Annotated in this window: 19 protein-coding genes; 12 read left to right on the top strand and 7 right to left on the bottom strand. The window is 59.8% G+C overall.

The genetic code is table 11. The annotated features are described in order from the left end of the window. Positions 1-2192: retention module-containing protein (locus VD17_RS21990; protein ID WP_046055643.1), on the bottom strand; the 2192-nt coding region annotated here is incomplete at its 3' end. Positions 2193-2784: 592 nt separating this feature from the next. Here VD17_RS21990 and VD17_RS21995 point away from each other — a divergent pair. The 3 genes from VD17_RS21995 to VD17_RS22005 all read left to right on the top strand — a co-directional run bounded on the left by VD17_RS21995 (position 2785) and on the right by VD17_RS22005 (position 7841). Next, positions 2785-4143: a TolC family outer membrane protein gene (locus VD17_RS21995; RefSeq protein WP_046055644.1), complete on the top strand. Its 1359-nt coding sequence runs from the start codon at positions 2785-2787 to the stop codon at positions 4141-4143. A 149-nt stretch (positions 4144-4292) separates the two neighbouring features. Beyond that, entirely contained in the window at positions 4293-6452 is a 2160-nt protein-coding gene (locus tag VD17_RS22000) for a type I secretion system permease/ATPase (protein ID WP_046055645.1), read from the top strand. Between the two features lie 9 nt (positions 6453-6461). Continuing rightward, complete coding sequence (locus tag VD17_RS22005; RefSeq protein ID WP_046055646.1) at positions 6462-7841, top strand: HlyD family type I secretion periplasmic adaptor subunit; 1380 nt, start codon at positions 6462-6464, stop codon at positions 7839-7841. A 131-nt stretch (positions 7842-7972) separates the two neighbouring features. Here the strand turns inward: VD17_RS22005 and VD17_RS22010 are convergent, their stop codons facing one another. After that, positions 7973-8569 (bottom strand): tRNA-uridine aminocarboxypropyltransferase, encoded by a 597-nt coding sequence (locus tag VD17_RS22010; RefSeq protein WP_046055647.1) that lies wholly within the window; start codon positions 8567-8569, stop codon positions 7973-7975. A gap of 4 nt (positions 8570-8573) precedes the next feature. Further along, positions 8574-9467 carry a LysR family transcriptional regulator gene (locus VD17_RS22015; protein ID WP_007945995.1) on the bottom strand — a complete coding sequence of 298 codons (894 nt, stop codon included), beginning with the start codon at positions 9465-9467 and terminating at the stop codon, positions 8574-8576. A 404-nt stretch (positions 9468-9871) separates the two neighbouring features. Between VD17_RS22015 and speB the strand changes: the two genes are divergently transcribed. The 6 genes from speB (at position 9872) to VD17_RS22045 (ending at position 15455) form a co-directional block, all read left to right on the top strand. After that, positions 9872-10822 (top strand): agmatinase, encoded by a 951-nt coding sequence (gene speB, locus VD17_RS22020; RefSeq protein WP_008153224.1) that lies wholly within the window; start codon positions 9872-9874, stop codon positions 10820-10822. Between the two features lie 9 nt (positions 10823-10831). Next, positions 10832-11239, top strand: coding sequence for a YybH family protein (locus VD17_RS22025; RefSeq protein ID WP_046055648.1), 408 nt, complete (start codon positions 10832-10834; stop codon positions 11237-11239). Between the two features lie 52 nt (positions 11240-11291). Beyond that, positions 11292-12803: a purine-cytosine permease family protein gene (locus VD17_RS22030; RefSeq protein ID WP_033056107.1), complete on the top strand. Its 1512-nt coding sequence runs from the start codon at positions 11292-11294 to the stop codon at positions 12801-12803. Between the two features lie 154 nt (positions 12804-12957). After that, entirely contained in the window at positions 12958-14337 is a 1380-nt protein-coding gene (locus VD17_RS22035) for a sodium:solute symporter (RefSeq protein WP_046055649.1), read from the top strand. Between the two features lie 85 nt (positions 14338-14422). Then, positions 14423-15148, top strand: a complete 726-nt coding sequence (locus VD17_RS22040; RefSeq protein WP_046055650.1) for an MBL fold metallo-hydrolase — start codon at positions 14423-14425, stop codon at positions 15146-15148. A gap of 55 nt (positions 15149-15203) precedes the next feature. Continuing rightward, positions 15204-15455 (top strand): phosphopantetheine-containing protein, encoded by a 252-nt coding sequence (locus tag VD17_RS22045; protein ID WP_046055651.1) that lies wholly within the window; start codon positions 15204-15206, stop codon positions 15453-15455. Between the two features lie 103 nt (positions 15456-15558). Here the strand turns inward: VD17_RS22045 and VD17_RS32705 are convergent, their stop codons facing one another. Next, positions 15559-15687 carry a PA1414 family protein gene (locus VD17_RS32705; protein WP_007914492.1) on the bottom strand — a complete coding sequence of 43 codons (129 nt, stop codon included), beginning with the start codon at positions 15685-15687 and terminating at the stop codon, positions 15559-15561. Between the two features lie 139 nt (positions 15688-15826). Continuing rightward, positions 15827-16720 (bottom strand): putrescine utilization regulator PtrR, encoded by an 894-nt coding sequence (ptrR, locus tag VD17_RS22050; RefSeq protein WP_046055652.1) that lies wholly within the window; start codon positions 16718-16720, stop codon positions 15827-15829. A 103-nt stretch (positions 16721-16823) separates the two neighbouring features. On the opposite strand from ptrR, the gene VD17_RS22055 reads away from it, so the two are divergent. Then, the gene (locus VD17_RS22055; protein ID WP_046055653.1) at positions 16824-18005 is read left to right on the top strand and encodes an MFS transporter; all 1182 of its coding nucleotides are present in this window, start codon (positions 16824-16826) and stop codon (positions 18003-18005) included. Here VD17_RS22055 and VD17_RS22060 read toward each other — a convergent pair. Further along, positions 17950-18882 (bottom strand): DMT family transporter, encoded by a 933-nt coding sequence (locus VD17_RS22060; RefSeq protein ID WP_046055654.1) that lies wholly within the window; start codon positions 18880-18882, stop codon positions 17950-17952. The two genes, VD17_RS22055 and VD17_RS22060, sit on opposite strands and share 56 nt — an antisense overlap. Positions 18883-19011: 129 nt before the next feature. Beyond that, positions 19012-19848 carry a CvfB family protein gene (locus tag VD17_RS22065; RefSeq protein WP_033056115.1) on the bottom strand — a complete coding sequence of 279 codons (837 nt, stop codon included), beginning with the start codon at positions 19846-19848 and terminating at the stop codon, positions 19012-19014. A gap of 351 nt (positions 19849-20199) precedes the next feature. On the opposite strand from VD17_RS22065, the gene VD17_RS22070 reads away from it, so the two are divergent. Both VD17_RS22070 and VD17_RS22075 read left to right on the top strand, forming a co-directional pair. Continuing rightward, the gene (locus tag VD17_RS22070) at positions 20200-20388 is read left to right on the top strand and encodes a hypothetical protein (protein WP_017337097.1); all 189 of its coding nucleotides are present in this window, start codon (positions 20200-20202) and stop codon (positions 20386-20388) included. 218 nt (positions 20389-20606) lie between these two features. Next, the gene (locus tag VD17_RS22075) at positions 20607-21323 is read left to right on the top strand and encodes a TorF family putative porin (RefSeq protein WP_046055655.1); all 717 of its coding nucleotides are present in this window, start codon (positions 20607-20609) and stop codon (positions 21321-21323) included. Positions 21324-21332: the final 9 nt, after the last annotated feature.

Here is a 21332-nt window from a genome sequence, read left to right on the forward strand (position 1 = left end):
ACGGTCACGTCGCTGTCGCTGACCGCGCTGATGCTGCTGTTGTGCACGTCGATGGTGATGGTGGTGGTGCTTTGGTCACCGTCGGCATCGCGCACGGTGTAGGTGAACACGTCAGTTGCCCCGGGGCCGCTCACGGCGTTCGGGTTGCTGTGGTAGACGGCGTTGCCGTTGGCGTCCAGCGTCAGGTAACCGTAGGTACCATTGATCTGAGTGTTAAGGCCGCCGATGACCGGGGTGGAGGTATCTGAACCGGCACGCACGCCGACCACCGCGCCCCCTGCGGCGGGGGCATCGGCGCCGGTGACATCGTTCCCCAACACGCTGCCGCTGACGATGCCGCCCTCTGCGACCGAGGTCGAGTCAGGGTTGGCGGTCGGCAGATCATCGACAATGTTGACGTTGATTTGCCCGGTCGCCGTGCTGCCGTCGGTATCGGTGGCGACGACGTCGAAGTTCTCGTAGATGCTGTTGGCGCCATCCGCATTGGGGTGGTCGCTGTCGTAATTCAGGGTGTAGCTGTAGCTCACCACGCCCGTGGCCGGGTCGTAACCGGTGATGGTGAAAGTGGCGCCCGTCCAAGTAGTGGCCGATAGCGGGAAACCTACTGCCACCCCACCGCTGACCACCGCGACGCCGCTCACGGTCAGGGTTTGCAGGCCATCCGGCGCGTTGACGGTGAAGGTGCCATTCTGGGTCAGGGCCGGGGCATTCGGGTCGGTGCCGAAGGTGAGGTTTTTTTCGTAGACGGTGATTTCGCCGCCTTCGACGTTCAGGCCGCCAATCGTGACCGGGTCATCGTTGTTATGAATGTTCAGCACAAGCTTGGCAGTGCTGGTGTCGCCGTCGGCATCAGTCAGGGTGTAGGTGAAGGATTCGGTCCCGGTGCCACCCGCGTGCAAGGCTTTGAAGTCGGTGTCGCTGGTGTTCAGGGTGTAGGTGTATGTGCCGTTGGCGTTGAGCACCAGGGTGCCGTATTTACCGGTGAAAGTGCCGCCAACCACTGGCCCGCTCTCGGGCCCGGCAGGAATGCGATCAGCGCCCTGAACGTCGTTGGGCAGCACACTGCCGGTCAGGTTCACCAGGGTTTCCGACGCGGTGCTGGCGTTGCTGTCATCGAACGCCTTGGGCACGTCGTCGGTGATGTTGACGTCCAGGGAACCCGTGGTGGTATCGCCATTGCTGTCGCCGGCCACCACCGTGAAGTGTTCGCTGAGGTTGTTGGTGCTGTCACCGGCCGGATGGGTTTCATTGTCGTTGAGGGTGTAGCTGTAACTCACAACCCCCGTGGCGGCGTTGTAGCCGGTGACGCTCAGGGTGTTGCCCAACGGGGTGGTGATCGATTGCGGGAAGCCTGCGGCAATGCCACCGCTGATCACATTGATCCCACCGATACTCAGGCTGGTCAGCCCGTCAGGAGCAGATACGCTGAACGTGCCGGTCTTGGTCAGTGCCCCAGGGTTGGGGGCCGAACCGTCGGCCAGGTTGGCCTCATTGAGGGTGAGTTCGCCCCCTGCCATCGACAGGCCGGTGAGGGTCACCGGATTGTTCGGCACCTCAGGAACAATCGGTGTCACAGGAACAACCGGTGCTACAGGATCAACCGGTGTTACAGGAACAACGCCTGACCCTCCTGAACCACCTGCACCATTGTCGCCGTTGTCGCCGTTGCCACCGTTGTCCGGGTTTCCGGCCAGCCGCCCCAGGGGGAACTCGGGAATGCCGTTGAAGCCTGCGGTAGGAAAACCAATAATCGGATCGACCTGCCCGCCCACCTCTTCAAGCATGACGAACGTGTGGCCGCCACCCAGTGCACCGCCGGGTGCGCCGGTCGAAGCAGGTCCGGCCGCCGTGGGGTCAGCGGTCTGGGTCGGGTCGTCGCCGGCAGCGATCGCTTTTTGCAGTTGCTCGACATCGGTCAGTTGCGCCTGGGTCGGCGTCACCGCTTCAGCGGTCTCTACATGGGGTGCCTGATGCGCGAGTAACTGAGGTGTCATCTCCATACTGCTGCCACGCCCGAGGGTCAGTTCCTGGCCATTCTGCAGATGCACTGCCACCGCGCCTTCGGCCCCGGTGACCAGTTGATCGCCGGCGAATAACCGGTCCCCCTCGACCAGTGCGCGTCGGGTGCCATCGCTCGCAACCGCGAACACCTGACCAATGACCTTACTGACAAAACCGATGAGCGTAGCCATGTGCACTTCCTCCGCTGCCAACCGCTGTCGGCGTCCTGTTTTTGCGAAGAACGTGCTCCTGGCTCCAACGGGTTGCCTGGCGGAATCGCCTGCTGGCAGCAGTTACCTGAAGTAAGCCGCTGCCCTGGCGCCGTTCTCGCCAAGCGTGCCGCTCGCGGGCGACGTGTCTGCTGCGGGATAAAAACCCTCTGCAATCAATGGCATCGGGATCCACTTGCGCAACAAGTCGCCTTTTGAGCGATGCGTAACGGTTTTGATCCACCAAAGTGACAAAAAACCGTCACCTCAAAACCGTCCGCTTCCCTCCCCTCCAGCACTTCCCCGCCCTATGTCGATATGTGGTTTTGAACTTTCCTCAAGCCCCGCAGAGCGCCCTAACGCTCATAAATCAAGGGCTTTCGCAGTGAACAATGTGCCGGATTTTGCGGAGCGCATAAGTTTTTTTTGGCATAACCATTATGAAAAATTCTTCTATGGTTCTCTCCAGAATGTTCTTAGCTCTGTTGTTACAAGCATGAAACGGTTTTCACTATAAATGCCGTCAAATATTTGGCGACTAATAAGCACCATTAGGAATCAGGGAGAGGCACCCATGCGCGTATTAACCCCCCTCTGCAGCGCAATTCTGCTGGCCATGGCCTGCACTTCTCAGGCTCAAGCCATGTCATTGACGGAGGCGATTCAGAGCACCATCGCGACTCACCCGGAGCTGGCATCGCGCGTAGACAGCCGCCTCTCGGCCGATGAGCAAGTGAAAGTCGCCAAGGGGGGCTTTTATCCATCAGTTGATCTCAATGCCGCCTACGGGCGCGGGTACAGCGATAACACCAACACCCGGGCATTAGGTAATCACCACACCGAAATCCTGACCTACACCCAATCGGAATTGCGTCTGCGGCAGATGCTCTTCGATGGTTTCAACACCGCCAACGAAGTCCAGCGCACCAAAGGCGTGGTCAATTCCCGAGCCTATTACGCTCAGGGCACCGCTCAGGATCTGGCCCTGCGCACCATCGAGGTCTACCTCGAAGTGCTCAAGCGCCGCGAACTGGTGACCCTGGCCACGAACAATCTGCAAGCCCACATGCGGGTCAACGATCAGATCGGTCTGCGCACCCAGCGCGGTATCGGCAGCACCGCCGACTCCGACCAGTCCGTCGCTCGCCGGGCACTGGCACAAAACAACCTCGATACCGCTGAAGTCGATCTGGCGGATGCCGAGTCGAACTTCTATGCCGTCGTAGGGCGCCTGCCCGATGAACTCGAAGCCCCGCCCTCGACCCGCGGCGAACTGCCCACCACCCTGCAGGAAGCCCAGCAAAGCATGGTGGATAACAACCCGTACTTGAAGTCCGCCCAGGCCGATGTGCAATCGGCCGAGAGCCAGTATGAAGTTGCCAAGTCGCCGTTCTACCCTCGCTTCGACGCCGAAGCCGCCGTGGGGGCGAACAACAACGTGCAGGGCGATGAAGGCCACGACAACGAATGGCGAGTCGGCGTGGTGATGAACTACAACCTGTTCCGCGGTGGCAGCGACAAGGCTCGCCTGGCCTCCGATGCGCACCAGATCAACCAGGCGATGGACATCCGCAACAATGCCCTGCGCCAACTCAACGAGAACATTCACCTGGCCTGGAACGCCATGGTCAATGCCAAGAAACAAACCCCGACTGCCCGCGAATACGCAGATACCAGCCGACGCGTGCGTGTGGCGTATCAGGACCAGTTTGGCCTCGGCCAACGCACCCTGCTCGACTTGCTGGACAGTGAAAACGAGCTCTACAACGCCAACCGCCGCTATACCGAAGTGCGGTACACCGAGGAGTTCTCGATGTACCGCGTGCTGGCGAACATGGGTCAGTTGCTGAGCAAACAACGGGTGGTGTTGCCCGCCGATGCGATCGCCTCCACGGAAGTAAAAAACGAAGCCCGTTTGCCTGAACTCAAATGAAGTAACCCTGTAGGAGCTGCCGCAGGCTGCGATCTTTTGATTTTGTTTTTTTCAGGATCAAGATCAACAGATCGCAGCCTCCGGCAGCTCCTACAGGGAGATGTGTAGATATCTATGCCAATTGCCGCAGCGCAACGGGAGCGATCAATGTGACCAGCATGGAACCCGGCAACATCGGTGTCGATCCGCGCCTGAGCTTCGATGACCCGCTTCTGGACGGTCTGTTGATCCTCTGCAAACTCCATGGCGCAACGGTCAGTCGCGCCAGCCTGAGTGCCGGGCTCCCCCTGAACAAACAACGTTTGAGCCTGGACCTGCTGCCTCGCGCAGCGGCTCGGGCCAGTTTGCAGGCGCGATTGCTGCGCCGTGAACTGGCGGATATTTCCGCCCTCAACCTGCCTGTGATGCTGATCCTCAATAATGGCCGTACGGCCGTTCTGCGACGCTTCGGCGATGACGGGCAGTTGCTGATTTTGCCGAGCGAATCCGACGGCGGTGAACAATGGGTCAGCCGCGATGAGCTGGCCGAGAATTACAGTGGCCAGGCCTTGTTCGCGCGGCCCCGGCATGAACTCGAAGACTTGCGTTCGCCGCTGGTGCCACGGGTTGAGGCGTGGTTTCGCGACACTTTGAAGCTGTCGAAGTGGCTGTACAGCGATGCGATTCTGGCGAGTTTTCTGATCAACCTCCTGGGGCTGATGGTGCCGCTGTTCGTGATGCAGACCTACGACCGGGTAGTGCCGAACCAGGCCACGTCGACGTTGTGGGTGCTGTCCATCGGCTTGCTGATCGGCACCGGTTTCGAACTGGTGCTGCGGGTGGTGCGCGCGCACTTGCTGGACACCGCCGGGAAGAAAACCGACGTGATCCTGTCGGCCACGTTGTTCGAACGCATCACCGGCATGGCGATGAAAGCGCGGCCGGCGACCATTGGTGGTTTCGCCCAAAGCATCCATGACTTCCAGGGCCTGCGGGAATTCCTCACCGCCGTGACCCTCACCAGCCTGATCGACCTGCCCTTTGCCGTGCTGATGCTGGTGGTGATCGGTCTGCTCGGCGGCTGGCTGGTGGTGATTCCGTTACTGGCGTTTCCGATCACGATCATCTTCGCGATGGTGATCCAGGTGCGCCTGCGCGACACCGTGCAGAAAAGCCTGACCCTGGGCGCCGAACGCCAGGCGCTGCTGATCGAAACCCTCGGCGGCCTGGAAACCCTCAAGGCCTGCAGCGCCGAAAGCGAACGCCAGCACAAATGGGAAAGCACCCACGGCGCCCTCACCCGCCTCGACAGCCATGCGCGCAACCTCTCGGCACTGGCCACCAACGGCACGCTGTTCATCCAGCAATTCTCCGGCATGGCGACCATCGTCGCCGGGGTCTACAGCATCATCGCCGGCAACCTCAGCGTCGGCGCGCTGGTGGCAACCTACATGCTCGGCAGCCGGGTGCTCGCGCCGCTGGGGCAGATTGCCGGTTTGATCACCCGCTACCAGCAAGCGCAACTGACCATGAAAAGCACCGATGCGCTGATGTCCTTGCCGCAGGAACGCGACGCCAAACAACGGCCGCTGGAGCGCACACAATTGCAAGGTGCGCTGGACGTCAGCAACGTGACGTTCCACTACAACGGCCAGAACGCTCCGGCCTTGGCCAACATCAGCTTCAGCGTGAAACCCGGCGAGCGGATCGGCATTATCGGCCGCAGCGGCTCGGGCAAAAGTACGTTGGCGCGGCTGGTGATGGGTTTCTACGCACCGGAAGAAGGCCAGCTGCTGCTCGATGGCCTGGATTTGCGGCAACTGGACGTCGCCGACCTGCGTCAGCAAATCGGTTACGTCGCCCATGACCTGCCGCTGTTGGCCGGCAGCCTGCGCGACAACCTGACCCTCGGCGCCCGCTACATCAGCGATTCACGGATGCTCGAAGTCGCCGAACTGACCGGGGTCACCGAGCTGGCCCGTCAGCATCCGCAAGGCTTCGACCGGCCGGTGGGTGAACGCGGACAACTGCTGTCCGGCGGGCAACGTCAGGCAGTGTTGCTGGCCCGAGCCTTGTTGCTGGATCCGCCGATCATGTTGCTCGACGAACCCACCAGCGCCATGGACAACAGCAGCGAAGACGTTCTGCGGCAAAAACTCCACCGCTGGGTCCAGGGCAAAACCCTGCTGCTGGTGACCCACCGCACCTCGATGCTCAGCCTGGTGGATCGGCTGGTGGTGCTGGACAACGGGCGGATCGTCGCCGACGGTCCGAAAGAAGTGGTCATCGATGCACTGCGCAAGGGCCGTGTCGGCTCTGCGGCTGTCTAGGAGCTAGCCATGGCCCGTTCATCATCCGACGCGTCGCGCTCTAATTCGAAGCCACGCGGCTACTTTGGCAGTTTCAGCAAAAGCGCCGAAAGCGAATTCATGCCGGAAACCGCCGGCGCCTCGTTGCAGGACTCACCACGCTGGTCGCGGATTACCGTGTGGCTGGCAGCTGCGCTGATTATCACGGCGGTGGTCTGGGCCAAGTTTGCGGTGCTGCAGGAAGTGACCATGGGCGAAGGCAAGGCGATTCCGTCGAGCAAGGTTCAAGTGATCCAGAACCTGGAGGGCGGCATCGTCACTGAGATCTTCGTGCGCGAAGGGCAAATGGTGAACAAGGGCGATACGTTGCTGCGCCTTGATGACACACGATTCCTGTCGAACAAGGGCGAAAGCGAGGCGGATCGCTATGCGCTGACCGCGCAGGTCGAACGGCTGTCGGCCGAAGCGGAAGGCCGGCCGTTCAAATTGTCCCCCGAAGTGATCGCCAAGGCGCCACAAGTGGCCGAAGACGAGCGCTCGCTGTACGAGCAACGGCAACGTCGACTGGCCAGCGAACAGCGCACCCTGAGTGAGCAACTTCGGCAAAAAAGCCAGGAATTGGCAGAGTTCCGCTCCAAACAGGGACAATTCAGTTCCAGCCTGGCATTACTGCAACAAGAGATGAACATGTCCGCGCCACTGGTGGGCACCGGGGCGGTTTCGCCGGTGGAAATCCTGCGACTCAAACGCAGCGCGGTGGAGATTCGCGGCTCGCTGAACGCCACGACGCTGGCAATTCCCCGTGCGGAATCGGCGATCAATGAGATCAGAAGCAAGATTGATGAGTCTGAACAATCCTTCCGCTCCGACGCGGCGAAAGAGCTGAATGAAAAACGCACCGACCTGTCGAAAATCACGGCATCGAGCATTGCTATCGATGACCGCGTAACCCGCACCACGGTGGTGTCGCCGGTGCACGGGATTATCAAAGTGCTGAAGGTCAACACCATCGGCGGCGTGGTCCAGCCGGGCAGCGACATGGTGGAAATCGTGCCCATAGAAGACAACTTGCTGATCGAAGCCAAGGTCCGGCCGCAGGACGTTGCGTTTCTGCACCCGGGCCAGAAAGCGATGGTCAAGTTCAGTGCTTACGACTACACGATTTATGGGGGGTTGAGTGCGAAGCTGGAGTTGATTGGGGCCGACACGATTACGGATGACAAGGGCAACAGTTTCTACCTGATTCAGGTGCGCACGGATAAGAATCACTTGGGCGGGGATGTGAAACCGTTGCTGATCATTCCGGGGATGGTGGCGACGGTGGACATCATCACCGGGGAGAAAAGCGTGCTGGATTACTTGCTCAAACCGGTGCTCAAAGCCCGGACCGAGGCGATGCGCGAACGTTAGTCTCTGGCCGGGATTTTCTGTGATTGTTCTGCCGCTATCGCGAGCAAGCTCGCTCCCACAGGGGATCTGTGTTCACTGGAGATCAAATGTGGGAGCGAGCTTGCTCGCGATGAAGCCCGCACAGGCAATGATCATTTCGGCCCATGATTGCGCCGAAAGGTCTCCTCCCCCATCGCCGCAATCTGCCCCTCGATCAACGCCTCGAACGGTTTCAACAACGGCTCAAACGTGGTCGGTGCTTCAAGGGTCTGCAACGCCTGGACAATCGCCTCCACCGTCGACAACGCACCCGGCCCCGGTGCCTTGCGCAATCGATATCTCGATACCCCGCCCTGCGCCAACGTCACCCTCGGCAGCGCCGCCAGTAGCGGGTTGAGGTGTAGCATCTTGCGCGCCTTGCGCCAAGTGCCGTCCGGGACGACCAGCAGGAGTGGTTGATCAGTTGCCGTGTAAACCTGCAACGGCTGCGCATCATCAGCAGGAAACAGCAGCCGCGCCTGATAGCCCGGCTGATTCAACAGCGCTGGCAAATCCTCGAACACCTCGCCCACTATCAACTCGGTATTCTTCAACCCCAACGCCACCAACCGTGCGGTGTTCAGCGCATGATTTACTTCGCTCGGATGTTGCAGCAGCAACACCCGGGTGCGGCTGTCGAGGCTCGGAATCAGTGGGCACAAACAGTGAGTTTGCGGGCGCAGGCAGCGCGGACATTGAATTCGGGACATTTTTTCAAGCCTGATTCAGTTGTGCTTTGAGCAAATCGCGAAAGGTCTGGATCAGTGGCTCGCGGCTGCGGCCACGACGCACAATCATCGAGAACGGCGCCTGATAGCCGAAGGTCGCCGGCAGCAGCACCCGCAAATCGCCCTTGTCAGCCCAGGCCTGAGCGTAGTGCTCCGGCAGGTAACCGATGTAGGCACCGGACAGCACCAGAATCAGCTGCGCCTCCATACTTTCCACCGTCGCCGCGCTGTGTTTGAAACCGTGGCGTGCCAGTTCCGCCTGGCTCCAGTAGCCGCGGCCAACCATGCGTTGCTGAGTGATGACTTGCTCGGGAATGCGTCGTTCGGTGAACAGCGGATGACGACTGCTGCAATACAACCAGTGTTGTTCGCGGTACAGCGGCATGTAGACCAGACCGCTCATGCGCGTGGAGAACGCGCCGATGGCCAGGTCGAGACGATTATCCTGCACGCCGAGTTGCAGCTCGTAAGGGCTCATCACCGAGAGGTGCAAATGCACGGCCGGGTGTTCCTGACTGTAAGCACCAATGGCTTCGGCGAAGGGCAAAGCCTTGTCGCTGACAGTGGAGTCGATGACGCCGAGGTTCAAGGTGCCGCGCAGTTCGCCCTTGAGCGCCGCGGCGTATTGTTCGAAGCCTTCGAGTTCGCCGAGCAGGCGCAAGGTTTCCTGATGGAACAGCTCGCCTTTGCTGGTCAGGCTGAAACCACCCCGGCCGCGATGGCAGAGGACCAGGCCGAGGGCGGCTTCGAGCTGGCTCATGTAAGTGCTGATGGCCGAGGTCGAGAGGTTGAGCTCTTGCTGGGCGTTGGCAAAGCCCTGATGGCGAACCACGCTGACGAAGATGCGCAACAGTTTCAGGTCGGGTAATGCGTTGGCCATGGGGGCTCCGGGCTTTAGAAATGTGTTGTCTGTTAAATCCACCCCTCACCCCAACCCTCTCCCCACGGGGTAGAGGGGGAAAGGGAGCCGATCTCCATGGCGTTCAAATCCTGAGTTTGACTCGATATTTCAGGTCGATGTATTTCCCGAGAACACCTCGGTCAGTCCCCTCTCCCCCTGGGAGAGGGTTAGGGTGAGGGGCCGTTCTTGAGCCGAGCACAAATCTCAATGCCGCAAAGTCTAATCCCCCTCCAGCCATTAGTTTAGAAAAATCTGAACTAAGTATTTGCCCGTAGCGATTCTTCCCGGCCACTACATTTCGCAGAATCGCCCCACAGCGGTTCCTGCGTCTCCCCGACCAGTGCAACCGACATAAATAAAACAACGACGATGAGGCCCTACCCGTGGACAAGATTCTTCACCAACCACTGGGCGGCAATGAAATGCCGCGCTTCGGCGGCATCGCCACCATGATGCGACTCCCCCATGTGCCAACCGCTGCCGGTCTGGATGCTGCCTTCGTTGGCGTCCCGCTGGACATCGGCACTTCCCTGCGCCCCGGCACCCGTTTCGGACCTCGCGAAATCCGCGCTGAATCGGTGATGATCCGCCCGTACAACATGGCCACCGGCGCTGCACCGTTCGACTCGCTGTCGGTTGCCGACATCGGCGACGTGGCGATCAACACGTTCAATCTGCTGGACGCCGTACGGATCATCGAAGAGTCCTACCACAAAATCCTCGAACACAATGTGATCCCCCTGACCCTCGGCGGCGACCACACCATCACCCTGCCAATCCTGCGTGCGATTCATAAGAAGCACGGCAAGGTCGGCCTGGTGCACATCGACGCTCACGCTGATGTGAACGATCACATGTTCGGGGAGAAAATCGCCCACGGCACCACCTTCCGCCGCGCTGTCGAAGAAGGCCTTCTGGATCCGGACCGCGTGGTGCAAATCGGCCTGCGCGCTCAGGGTTACACCGCTGACGACTTCAACTGGAGCCGCAACCAGGGCTTCCGTGTGGTTCAGGCCGAAGAGTGCTGGCACAAATCCCTGGCACCGCTGATGGCCGAAGTTCGCGAGAAAGTCGGCGGCGGTCCGGTGTACCTGAGTTTCGACATCGACGGCATCGACCCTGCCTGGGCGCCAGGTACCGGCACCCCGGAAATCGGTGGTCTGACGACCATTCAGGCGATTGAAATCGTTCGCGGCTGCCAAGGTCTCGACCTGGTCGGTTGCGATCTGGTAGAAGTCTCGCCCGCTTACGACACCACCGGCAACACCTCGCTGTTGGCCGCCAACCTGCTGTACGAAATGCTCTGCGTACTGCCTGGCGTAGTCCACCGCTGAGGATTGGTTGTGAACGAACGTGATCAGGTACTCAAGGCCGCTGCCGATCTGGTAACCGCCTTCGCCCGTAATGATCGCGAAGCCTACTTCGGTGCGTTCAGCACCGATGCCAGCTTCGTGTTCTACACCCTCGAACAGCCCCTGCTGTCGCGCGATGCCTATCAGGCGTTGTGGGACACGTGGCGCTCGGAGGATGGCTTCGAGGTGCTTTCGTGCACCTCGAGCAACGCCTTCGTCAGCCTGCAGGGTGACGTGGCGATTTTCATCCATGACGTGGCCACCGAGCTGCGCATGCAAGGGGAGCAACACTTCAGCCAGGAGCGCGAGACGATTGTGTTTCGCCGACAACAACAAGGCCCATGGCTGGCCTGCCACGAACATTTGTCCGCGATGCCGGAAGGGCTGCCAACCCCTTAGCCACAGGTGACGCTCACACACGATGAGCGCGCCTTTATGATCGGAGCTGATCATGAATAACAACAACAAAGACCAAAGCCTTACGCACATTGAAACCTACGGGGTCGAACAGATCCCGGACAGCGAACGCACCGCAGGCCCGACGGATTTGTTCCGGATGATCTTTGGGGGTTCCAACACGTTTGCCACCGCCGTGCTCGGCAGTTTCCCGGTACTGTTCGGCCTGTCTTTTCAGGCGGGCGTCTGGGCGATTGTGCTGGGTGTGTTGCTGGGCTCGCTGATCCTCGCGCCCATGGGCCTGTTCGGCCCGATCAATGGCACCAACAACGCCGTGTCTTCCGGTGCGCACTTCGGCGTGCACGGGCGGATCGTCGGTTCGTTTCTGTCGTTGTTGACCGCCATCGCCTTCTTCTCGCTCTCAGTGTGGAGTTCGGGTGATGCGCTGATCGGTGGCGCCAAACGCCTGATCGGCCTGCCGGAAACCGACCTGACCCTGGGCCTGGCCTACGGTCTGTTCGCGATCCTGGTACTGACCGTTTGCATCTACGGCTTCCGCTTCCTGCTGTGGGTCAACAAGATCGCGGTATGGAGCGCCAGCCTGCTGTTCCTGCTGGGCATCTTCGCCTTCATCGGTCCGTTCGATGTGAACTACGCCGGCACCGTCAGCATGGGCCAACCGGGTTTCTGGGCCGCCTTCATCGGCGCTGCGCTGGTGGCGATGAGCAACCCGATTTCCTTCGGCGCGTTCCTCGGTGACTGGTCGCGTTACATCCCGCGTGATACCTCCAAGCGCCGCATCATGGCCGCCGTGGTGATCTCGCAGATCGCAACCTTCATCCCGTTCCTGTTCGGCCTCGCCACCGCCACCATCGTAGCGATCAAGGCACCGGACTACATCGCGGCCAACAACTACGTCGGCGGCCTGCTGGCCGTTTCGCCGAGCTGGTTCTTCCTGCCGGTGTGCCTGATTGCGGTGATCGGCGGCATGTCCACCGGCACCACCTCGCTCTACGGCACCGGGCTGGACATGTCCAGCGTGTTCCCACGGGTACTGTCGCGGGTCAAGGCCACGCTGTTGATCGGTGTGATGTCGATTGCCTTCATCTTCATCGGCCGCTTTGCAGCGAACCTGGTGCAGAGCGTGTCGACCTTCGCCGTGCTGATCATCACCTGCACCACTCCGTGGATGGTGATCATGATCATCGGCCTGCTGGTGCGTCGCGGCTTCTACTGCCCGGATGACTTGCAAGTGTTCACCCGCGGCGAGAAAGGTGGCCGCTACTGGTTCACCCATGGCTGGAACTGGCGTGGGCTGGGTGCCTGGATCCCGAGCGCTGCGGTGGGCTTGTGCTTTGTGAACCTGCCTGGGCAGTTCGTGGGTCCGCTCGGTGAACTGGCCGGCGGCATCGACATCAGCTTGCCGGTCACCCTTGGCCTGGCGTCGTTGGTGTACCTGGCGCTGTTGAGCCTGTTCCCGGAATCGGCCGCGGTGTTCGGTCCAAACGATCCACGCAGCAAGGGCACGGATTCGCTCGCTAAACCGGCGATGCGACAAGTCGCCTGATTAAACGCATTACCTGTGGGAGCGGGCTTGCTCGCGAAGACGGCGGCACATCCAACATTGATGTGACTGACAGACCGCTTTCGCGAGCAAGCTCGCTCCCACAAGGGATTGATTTCAGCCTCAACATAAAAAAGACAATCGGAGACACGCCATAATGGCTTTGGATTTATTCGTCGTACTCATCTACGCCGCCGCGATGCTGATGCTCGGCTATTACGGCATGCGCAAGGCCAAGACCAACGAAGACTTTTTGGTCGCCGGTCGCAACCTCGGCCCGAGCATGTACATGGGCACCATGGCAGCCACCGTTCTGGGCGGCGCGTCCACAGTGGGTACCGTACGCCTGGGCTACGTCCATGGCATCTCGGGTTTCTGGCTCTGCGCGGCCCTCGGCTGCGGGATCGTGGCGCTGAACCTGTTCCTCGCCAAACCTCTGCTGAAACTGAAAATCTACACCGTTACCCAAGTGCTGGAAAAACGCTACAACCCGATGGCCCGCTCCGCGAGCGCGGTGATCATGCTGGCGTACGCGCTGATGATCGGCGTGGTTTCGATCCTGGCCATTGGCACCGTGTTGCAAGTGCTGTTCGGCCTGCCGTTCTGGGTCTCGGTATTGCTCGGCGGTGGCGTGGTAGTGATCTACTCCGCGATCGGCGGCATGTGGTCCCTGACCTTGACCGACATCGTCCAGTTCGTGATCAAGACCGTGGGCCTGATGTTCATCCTGTTGCCAATCTGCCTGTACCGCGTTGGCGGCTGGGATGAATTGGTGTTGAAACTGCCGGCCACTGCCTTCAGCTTCACCACGATTGGCTGGGACACCATCATCACCTACTTCATGATCTACTTCTTCGGGATCCTGATCGGCCAGGACATCTGGCAGCGTGTGTTCACTGTCAAGAGCGCCAAAGTAGCTCAGGTCGCCGGTACCTTCGCAGGCTTCTACTGCATCGTTTACGGCCTGGCCTGCGCCCTGATCGGCATGGCCGCTCATGTGCTGATCCCGGACCTGGACAACGTCAACAACGCCTTCGCCGCCATCGTCAAACTGTCCCTGCCGGACGGTATCCGTGGCCTGGTGATCGCCGCAGCCCTGGCGGCCATGATGTCCACCGCCAGCGCCGGCTTGCTCGCCGCTGCCACCACCCTGACCGAAGACCTGCTGCCGAAACTGCGTGGCGGTAAACAGTCGAGCCTGGGCATGAACCGCCTGTTCACCCTGTTGACCGGCGTCGTGGTACTGGGCATCGCTCTGGTCGTACATGACGTGATCAGCGCTCTGACCCTGGCCTACAACCTGCTGGTGGGCGGCATGTTGATCCCGCTGATCGGTGCGATTTTCTGGAAACGTGCAACCACCGCCGGCGCTATCGCCAGCATGGGCATGGGCTTCGCCACGGCGCTGGTGTTCATGTTCAAGGATGGCCTGGAAGCCAACACCCCGATCTACTACAGCCTCGCTGTTGGTCTGGTGAGCTTCGTGGTGGTCAGCTTGCTGTCCCCTCGCCCTGCAGCGGTGCCCAGCGCCGCCTAAGCTGAACATAACGACTTGATGCTTTCTTCGACGGGTGTGGCGTCGGTTGCCACACCCGTTTTTTTTCGTCTGGAGAAAATCGTTTATGAAGATCGTCAGCCGCGATCAATGGTTCGAGGTGAAACAGCTCAGCGACGGCATTCGCCTGATTCACGAGCCTTACATCCGCCCCTTCTATCGCTGCAACCTCTGGCACATTCAGGGTCGCAACAAGGACTTGCTGCTCGATAGCGGTTCCGGGCTGGTCAGCCTGCGCGAGCAACTGCCGTGGATCACCGAACGGCCGCTGGTAGCCGTGGCCAGTCATTGCCATTTCGACCACATCGCCGGTCATCACGAATTCCCCGAACGGCTGGTGCATCCGGCTGAAGCGCAGATCCTCGCGTCACCGGACGGCGAGAACACACTGAGCACGGCGTTTGTCGGCGACGAGATGTTCGAAGCGCACCCGGATTGCCCGTTGTGCTACGCCGAGTATCGGGTCAAAGCCGCACCAGCCACCGGTTTGATCGAAGAAGGTGACGTGCTGGATCTGGGTGATCGCGTGTTGCAAGTGCTGCACACGCCGGGGCATTCACCGGGCGGTATCAGCCTGTACGAAGCAGCGACCGAGACGCTGTTCAGCGGCGACATCATCTACGACGGGCCGTTGATCGAAGACGCCTACCACTCCAACCTCGAGGACTACGCCCGCAGCCTGCAGCGTTTGCGCGAGTTGCCGATCCGCACGGTGCATGGCGGGCATTTCGGGAGTTTTTCCGGAGAGCATTTGCGCACGATGATTGACGAGTGGCAGCGCTCGCACGCCTGAAGCCTGCTGTACTCAGCCCCAGGGACAACAACAATAACGCCCTCGTAGAACCGCCATGAAAAGAGCTGCCGTTCGTGCTGTCGTGCATCGCTTCATCTGCCGCCTGCTGGAGAGTCAGGATGACTTCGACGACAACGCGAGTCTCGCGCAATTGGGATTGGATAAAGAAGATATCGAAGAGCTGATCTTCCATCTGGAAGATGAGCTGGGTTTGACGGCGTTTACGGCGGAGGAAGATCAGATGCTCAAGACCGCCAGGACGGCGAATGACTTGAGCCGGTTTTTGATGGAGATCGGAAGGCACTAAGCCCGCCCACGCTCTTGAGTTCGCCTGGGTCCCTGTAGCAGCTGCCGAGCACCGCGAGGCTGCGTTGGGCTCGGCAACTGCTACAACAACGGCTGCGTTACGCTTACCGGCGGCGCTGCTGGCGTCGGCGTTGTTCGTCGTCAGTGCGAATAGGCACAGGTTGCAGAGGCGGTTCGATCAAACCGAGTGCAACACCCAGGTCGTGCAGCCAGTTTTGGATTTTCTCTTTCATGGTGCCCCCTTCAGGGTAGTGCCGAGTGGCCAAAATTCTGTAGCCACTTCGCACTGATAATAGTCCGAAGTCCTACGCAATGCTCGCCCAAAGTCGCAATGATCTGTTACTGAATTGATCAAAATACCTGACCGATAGTTCAAGCCATCTCCCGTGCCTGACTCGGCGCCGACGGATAGACCAATTGTTGCTGCTCAAGCCAGGCGTTCAAGTTCGCCCCAACCATGCCTTTGCGCCACATCAGCCACGTGGTGGCACTGGCAAATGGCTCGGCCAACGGATGCACCGCCACGCTTTCGCGGCCCGGCAGGCTGGCGAGCATCGACTCCGACATCAGCGCCACGCCTGAGCCGGCGATCACGCAGGCCAGCATCCCCGGATAAGACTCGATTTCAATCGCCCGGCCCATGGCCGCGTGGTAATGGGAGAACCAGGCTTCCAGGCGCATCCGGTAGGAACAACCCTGGCGAAACGTGAACACCGAGCGCCCTTGCACATCCAGCGCACTGAGGATCGGCGGGTGATCGGCCTCGCTGATCAGCACCAGCCGTTCGTCGCACAACGGCACGCCGTCGAGCCCGGCCAGTTCCAGCGGACCGTCCACCAGCGCCGCATCGAGACGACCGGTGAGCAAACCTTCAAGCAATTCGCCGCTTGGCCCGGCCTGCACTTGCAGGTTCACCGCCGGATAAGTGCGGTGATAACGCGCCAACAACCCCGGCAGATGAATCGCCGCCGTGCTGTACATCGTGCCGAGTACGAAGTCCCCGGCCGGTTGCCCGCCCTGCACCGCCGCTTGAGCTTCGTCGCGCAGATTGAATAACTTGGCGGTGTAGTCCAGCAGGACTTTTCCTGCAGGCGACAACTGCAAACGCTGACGTTCACGCACGAACAGTTCTACGCCGAGTTGCTCTTCCAGCTGTTTAAGCCGGGTCGACAGGTTCGATGGCACCCGGTGCAGGCGTTCGGCAGCGCGGGTGATGGAACCCTCCTGCGCTACTGCCTGGAAAATCCGCAATTGGCTGAATTCCACACCTTTCTCCAAATCAGAACAAGTTACTCACTATTATTCATTTTAAAAGAAAGTCAATCAGTCCTAGCCTGACGGTCATTGATCCTCTGCCGGAATTCAGACCATGTCCCCTCTGATTCGCTTACTCGCCAGTTTCATCGCCCTGATGATGGCCATGGGCATCGGGCGTTTCGCCCTCACGCCTCAGTTGCCGCACCTGCTCAACGAAGGTCAGATCGACCTGACCGCCGCCGGTCTGATTGCCGCAGCCAACTACCTTGGCTACTTCGTTGGCGCAGTGGACGCGATGTTCTCTCGCCGCCCCGAGCAAGTCCGCCGGCGTTTGCTGGGCGGTTTATGGCTCTGTGTATTGCTGACGTTGGCCTCGTTCTGGGCCAACGGGTTTTGGTCCCATCTGGTGCTGCGGTTCGGCACCGGCGTGGCCAGCGCCTGGGTGCTGGTGATGATCACTGCGTTGAGCCAGCCACTGGCCGCGGCGGCCGGTCGCCCACGGCTTGGCGCCCTGGTATTTGCCGGACCGGGTTTAGGGATTTTTCTAACGGGCTTGTTGGCCTTGGGATCGAACCTGCTGGGTCAGACTTCGGCAGCCTTGTGGCTGGTATATGCCGGCGTCGGGCTGGCGATGCTGCTGGGGATTCTGCCGTTCCTGCCGCAGCCGGCCACGACCGCGGCCACCGCCCCCAGCGTCGCAGGCTCGGGAAATCATGGCATCGGCCGTTTAGGCGTGGTCTATGGGTTGTACGGTTTGGGCTACATCATTCCGGCCACTTTCCTCTCGCAAATGGCCAACGCGCAGTTCCATGGCCAATGGCAGGCCGATCTGTTCTGGCCTTGCTTCGGTCTTGCTTCGGCCATCGGGGTGGTGCTGGTGAGCCTGCGTCGACAACACCCGCAGGGCACTCGTTATTGGCTGATGGCGACGTTGTGGCTGCAAGCCGCCGGGGTCTTCGCCTGCTTATTGGGCAGCGGCCCTGGCCTGGCCTTGGGCGTGATCCTGTGCGGCACGCCGTTCCTGGCCTGCATGCAATTGGTGATGCAACGCTCCCGGGAACTGGCACCCCACGCCGCCCAGCGCAACGCCGGACTGCTGACGGCGTGCTTCGCCGTGGGCCAGCTCAGCGGGCCGTTGCTGGCCGCATTCAGCAGCCACTTCAGCGGTGGTTTGCATCCCGCGCTGGTGTTCGCCGGCAGCGGTTTGATTGTCGCCGGCGGTCTGTTACTGCGTCCGGTCAGCTCTGCCCAAGGGCTTTGCGCAAGCGACGGCGCACCCACTGCTCAGCGCTGACAAACGTGATGCCCAGCAACACCAGCACCGCACCGATGACGAAGTTGAAGCTCAGCTCTTCGCCCAGCAGCACCACGCCGAACGTGACGCCGAACAGCGGCGTCATGAACGAAAACACCGCCAGGTTCGCCGCCAGATAACGGCGCAACAGCCAGAACCAGGTCAGGTAACTGAAGAACGACACCACCAATCCCTGGAACAACACACTGGCCACCGCGACGGTGGTCAGGCTGACGTGGGTGACCTGGCCGCTAAGGATCGCGATCAGCAACAGGCCAACAAAACCGACAATCAGTTGATAGAACAGCGTCAGCGTCACCGGCGCTTCCGACAGGCGCGAAGCACGCACCACCACCGTGGTTGCACCCCATGACGCGCCAGCCAGCACGCCCAAGGCATCGCCCATCAACATGCGGTGATCGAGGTTGTCCCAGGACACCCCACCGGCAAAGGCGATGGCGATCCCGACGAAGGCGAGGAAAATTCCCAGCCACTGGACCGGTCTTAAACGCTCACTCGGCAACAGCCAATGAACGCCCAATGCGGTGAAGATAGGCGCGGTGTAAAGGAACACCGACATGTGCGCGGCGGTGGTGAGTTGCAGGCCTTCAGAAATGAAGAAGAACTCCAGGCCAAAAAGCGCGCCAGCCAGTAGTCCAGCGCGCCAGGTGTTGCCCACTTGATCCCAGCCGCCCTTCCAGCAGATCAACAATCCTACGAGTAACGCGGAAATACCCGAGCGCCCGGCGGCCTGCATGACCGGCGCGATGTCTGGCGCCGCCCACTTGATCATCACCTGCTGAATACCCCAGATCAGGCACAATCCAATCATCACTTGCAGGGCAAACCCATCGGCGCTGCGCCGGGTGGCGCTCACCGGAACACCTCGAAAACACAAAACATGGCAGTCACTCGACAGTAAAAAGCAAAGCCCCGACACAGAGCCGGGACTTTTTCATCACAGTCCATCCCTACGCAATCGCGTTACATGAGGGCGGGCGCGAGGTCAGCTTAGTTCAATGCGATCAGCGTGAATGACGATCTGGCCGTTCTTGTACAACGCACCAATGGCCTTTTTGAAGTTACCCTTGCTGACGCCAAACATACTGCTGATCACCGTCGGGTCGCTCTTGTCGCTGACCGGCAGGCTGCCATTGTTGTCGCGCAACTTGGCGAGAATCTTCGAGTTCAGGCTGGTGGCGGCTTCTTCGCCGACCGGTTGCAGGCTCAGGCTGATCTTGCCGTCGGCACGGACTTCTTTGATAAAGCCCTTCTCTTCTTTACCGGCGCGCATGAACTTGAAGATTTCGTTCTTGTGAATCAGACCCCAGTGCTTGTTGTTGATGATCGCCTTGAAGCCCATATCGGTGGCTTCGGCAACCAGCAAATCAACTTCCTGGCCAGGGGTGTAGTTGGCCGGGGTCTTGTCGAGGTAGCGGTCCAGACGCGCCGTCGCGGTGATGCGGCGGGTGTGCTTGTCGAGGTAGACGTGCACCACGACATATTCGCCGGCGGTCATCTGGCGCTTTTCTTCGGAGTACGGCAGCAACAGATCCTTCGGCAAGCCCCAATCCAGGAAAACACCGATGCTGTTGACTTCAACGACTTTTAAACTGGCGAATTCACCGACTTGAACTTTCGGCTTTTCGGTAGTTGCGATGAGTTTGTCATCGCTGTCCAGATAAATAAAAACGTTGAGCCAGTCTTCATCTTCGCTGGGAATATCTTTGGGAATATAACGATTCGGCAGGAGGATTTCGCCATCCGCGCCACCGTCCAGATATAAACCGAAGTTAGTGTGTTTAACCACTTGCAAACTGTTGTAGCGCCCGACTAAAGCCATTTCCAATACCCTCATTGCGTGGGCGGCATTCTACCCGGTTTTGCGGGCCGCGTTTGCTGGCCAGCCCGGTGGCGCAAGAAAATCCTCTGAAAGGCTTAATTTTCCTGGGCTTTACCGCACGCGCCTGGCCGCTCGTCAGGCCGTTCTGGAGATTTTCGCACCTGTCCGCCAGGCGCAAAACTGTAATTTTTCACGATCGTTCTTAGTTAAAACAGCAGCTTAGAAGCCTATTCAGAATAATAACTTGTGATTAATTCTTCATCTGCCCTGTGTATTTCGGGGGGATATTTACCAAGCAATTGTCAAGTATTTCCTGTACGATGCCTGGCCAAGTTAATTTTCTATAGGTTAATGGCCGCCATGCGTGTAAAAGCATCCAACAGCAAAGCAAAGCCAGCTCCAGCCGTTGAAACCAGCGAATCGATCAACAACCAGATTGCTGCGTTCCTCAAGTCCGGCGGAGAAATCCAGCAAATTGCCAAAGGCGTCAGCGGCCAGACGTTCGGCCCGTCCAAGCAGATCACCCTGGGCAAGAAGTAACGCCCCCAAGATCCGCCGCGTCACCTGGTCCCTAAGCGCTTTGAGCTTCGAAGCGCTTGGACTGGAACCCTCCTCGCAACACCCCGCCAAACACATCAATATTTCAAAAATCGACGAACGGCCCTCGATGCCGAGCATTCGCCGGTATGCTTGCACACGTCTAGATCAAGCGTTTCAGTAGGTTTTAGTTCCTGCTCCTCGCTGTCATGGAGTGACGCATGCTCAAACCCTCCTATTTATTGCTCGGCACCCTGCTGTCGTGTTCGGTCGCCAATGCGCAAATCTTTCAGCGTGAACTGGGCGACTTCGATCTCAAACTCGGCACCACCCCCAGCCGCAGCATGGCCCAGGGGCTGGTCAAACCTTCCAGCACCGGCTCGTTCCACGGTGGTCTCGACCTGAGCCACGACAGCGGTTTTTACGTGGGCCAATGGGCACCGAGCATGGGTTTAACACCAGGGGCCAACCTTGAAGTCGACTCCTACATGGGTTTTAAACAACCTTTCGATAATACCCTCGGGTACGAAGTCGGCATGATCCGTTACAGCTATCCGAAAGTGGACACCCTCGACAGCCAGGAGCTTTTCGGTGGCCTGACCTTTCTGGGCAGCCGTTTCGGCGCAGCGTTCAGCAATGACCCGGACAAACAGAACAGCACTGTGTTCGCCGACCTGGGCGGCAATCAGCCGTTTGGCATCGGGATCAGCATGAAATACACCACCCACCAGCTCAACACACCAGTGTCCGTCGACGGTGGATATGTAGGCAGTTTCACCGACTGGTCAGTGAAATTTTCCCGCCCATTCATGGGCGTCGATCTGGACCTGATCTACAGTGACTCCAGCTTGAGTGGCAGCAGCTGCTCCGCCTATTCCGGGCGCAACAGCCAATGCGATGGGCTGGTCACCCTAAAGGCCGAACGCGCCTTTTACTGATCGGCTGAA

This window comes from Pseudomonas fluorescens (assembly GCF_000968015.1).
Lineage (GTDB): Bacteria > Pseudomonadota > Gammaproteobacteria > Pseudomonadales > Pseudomonadaceae > Aquipseudomonas > Aquipseudomonas fluorescens_W.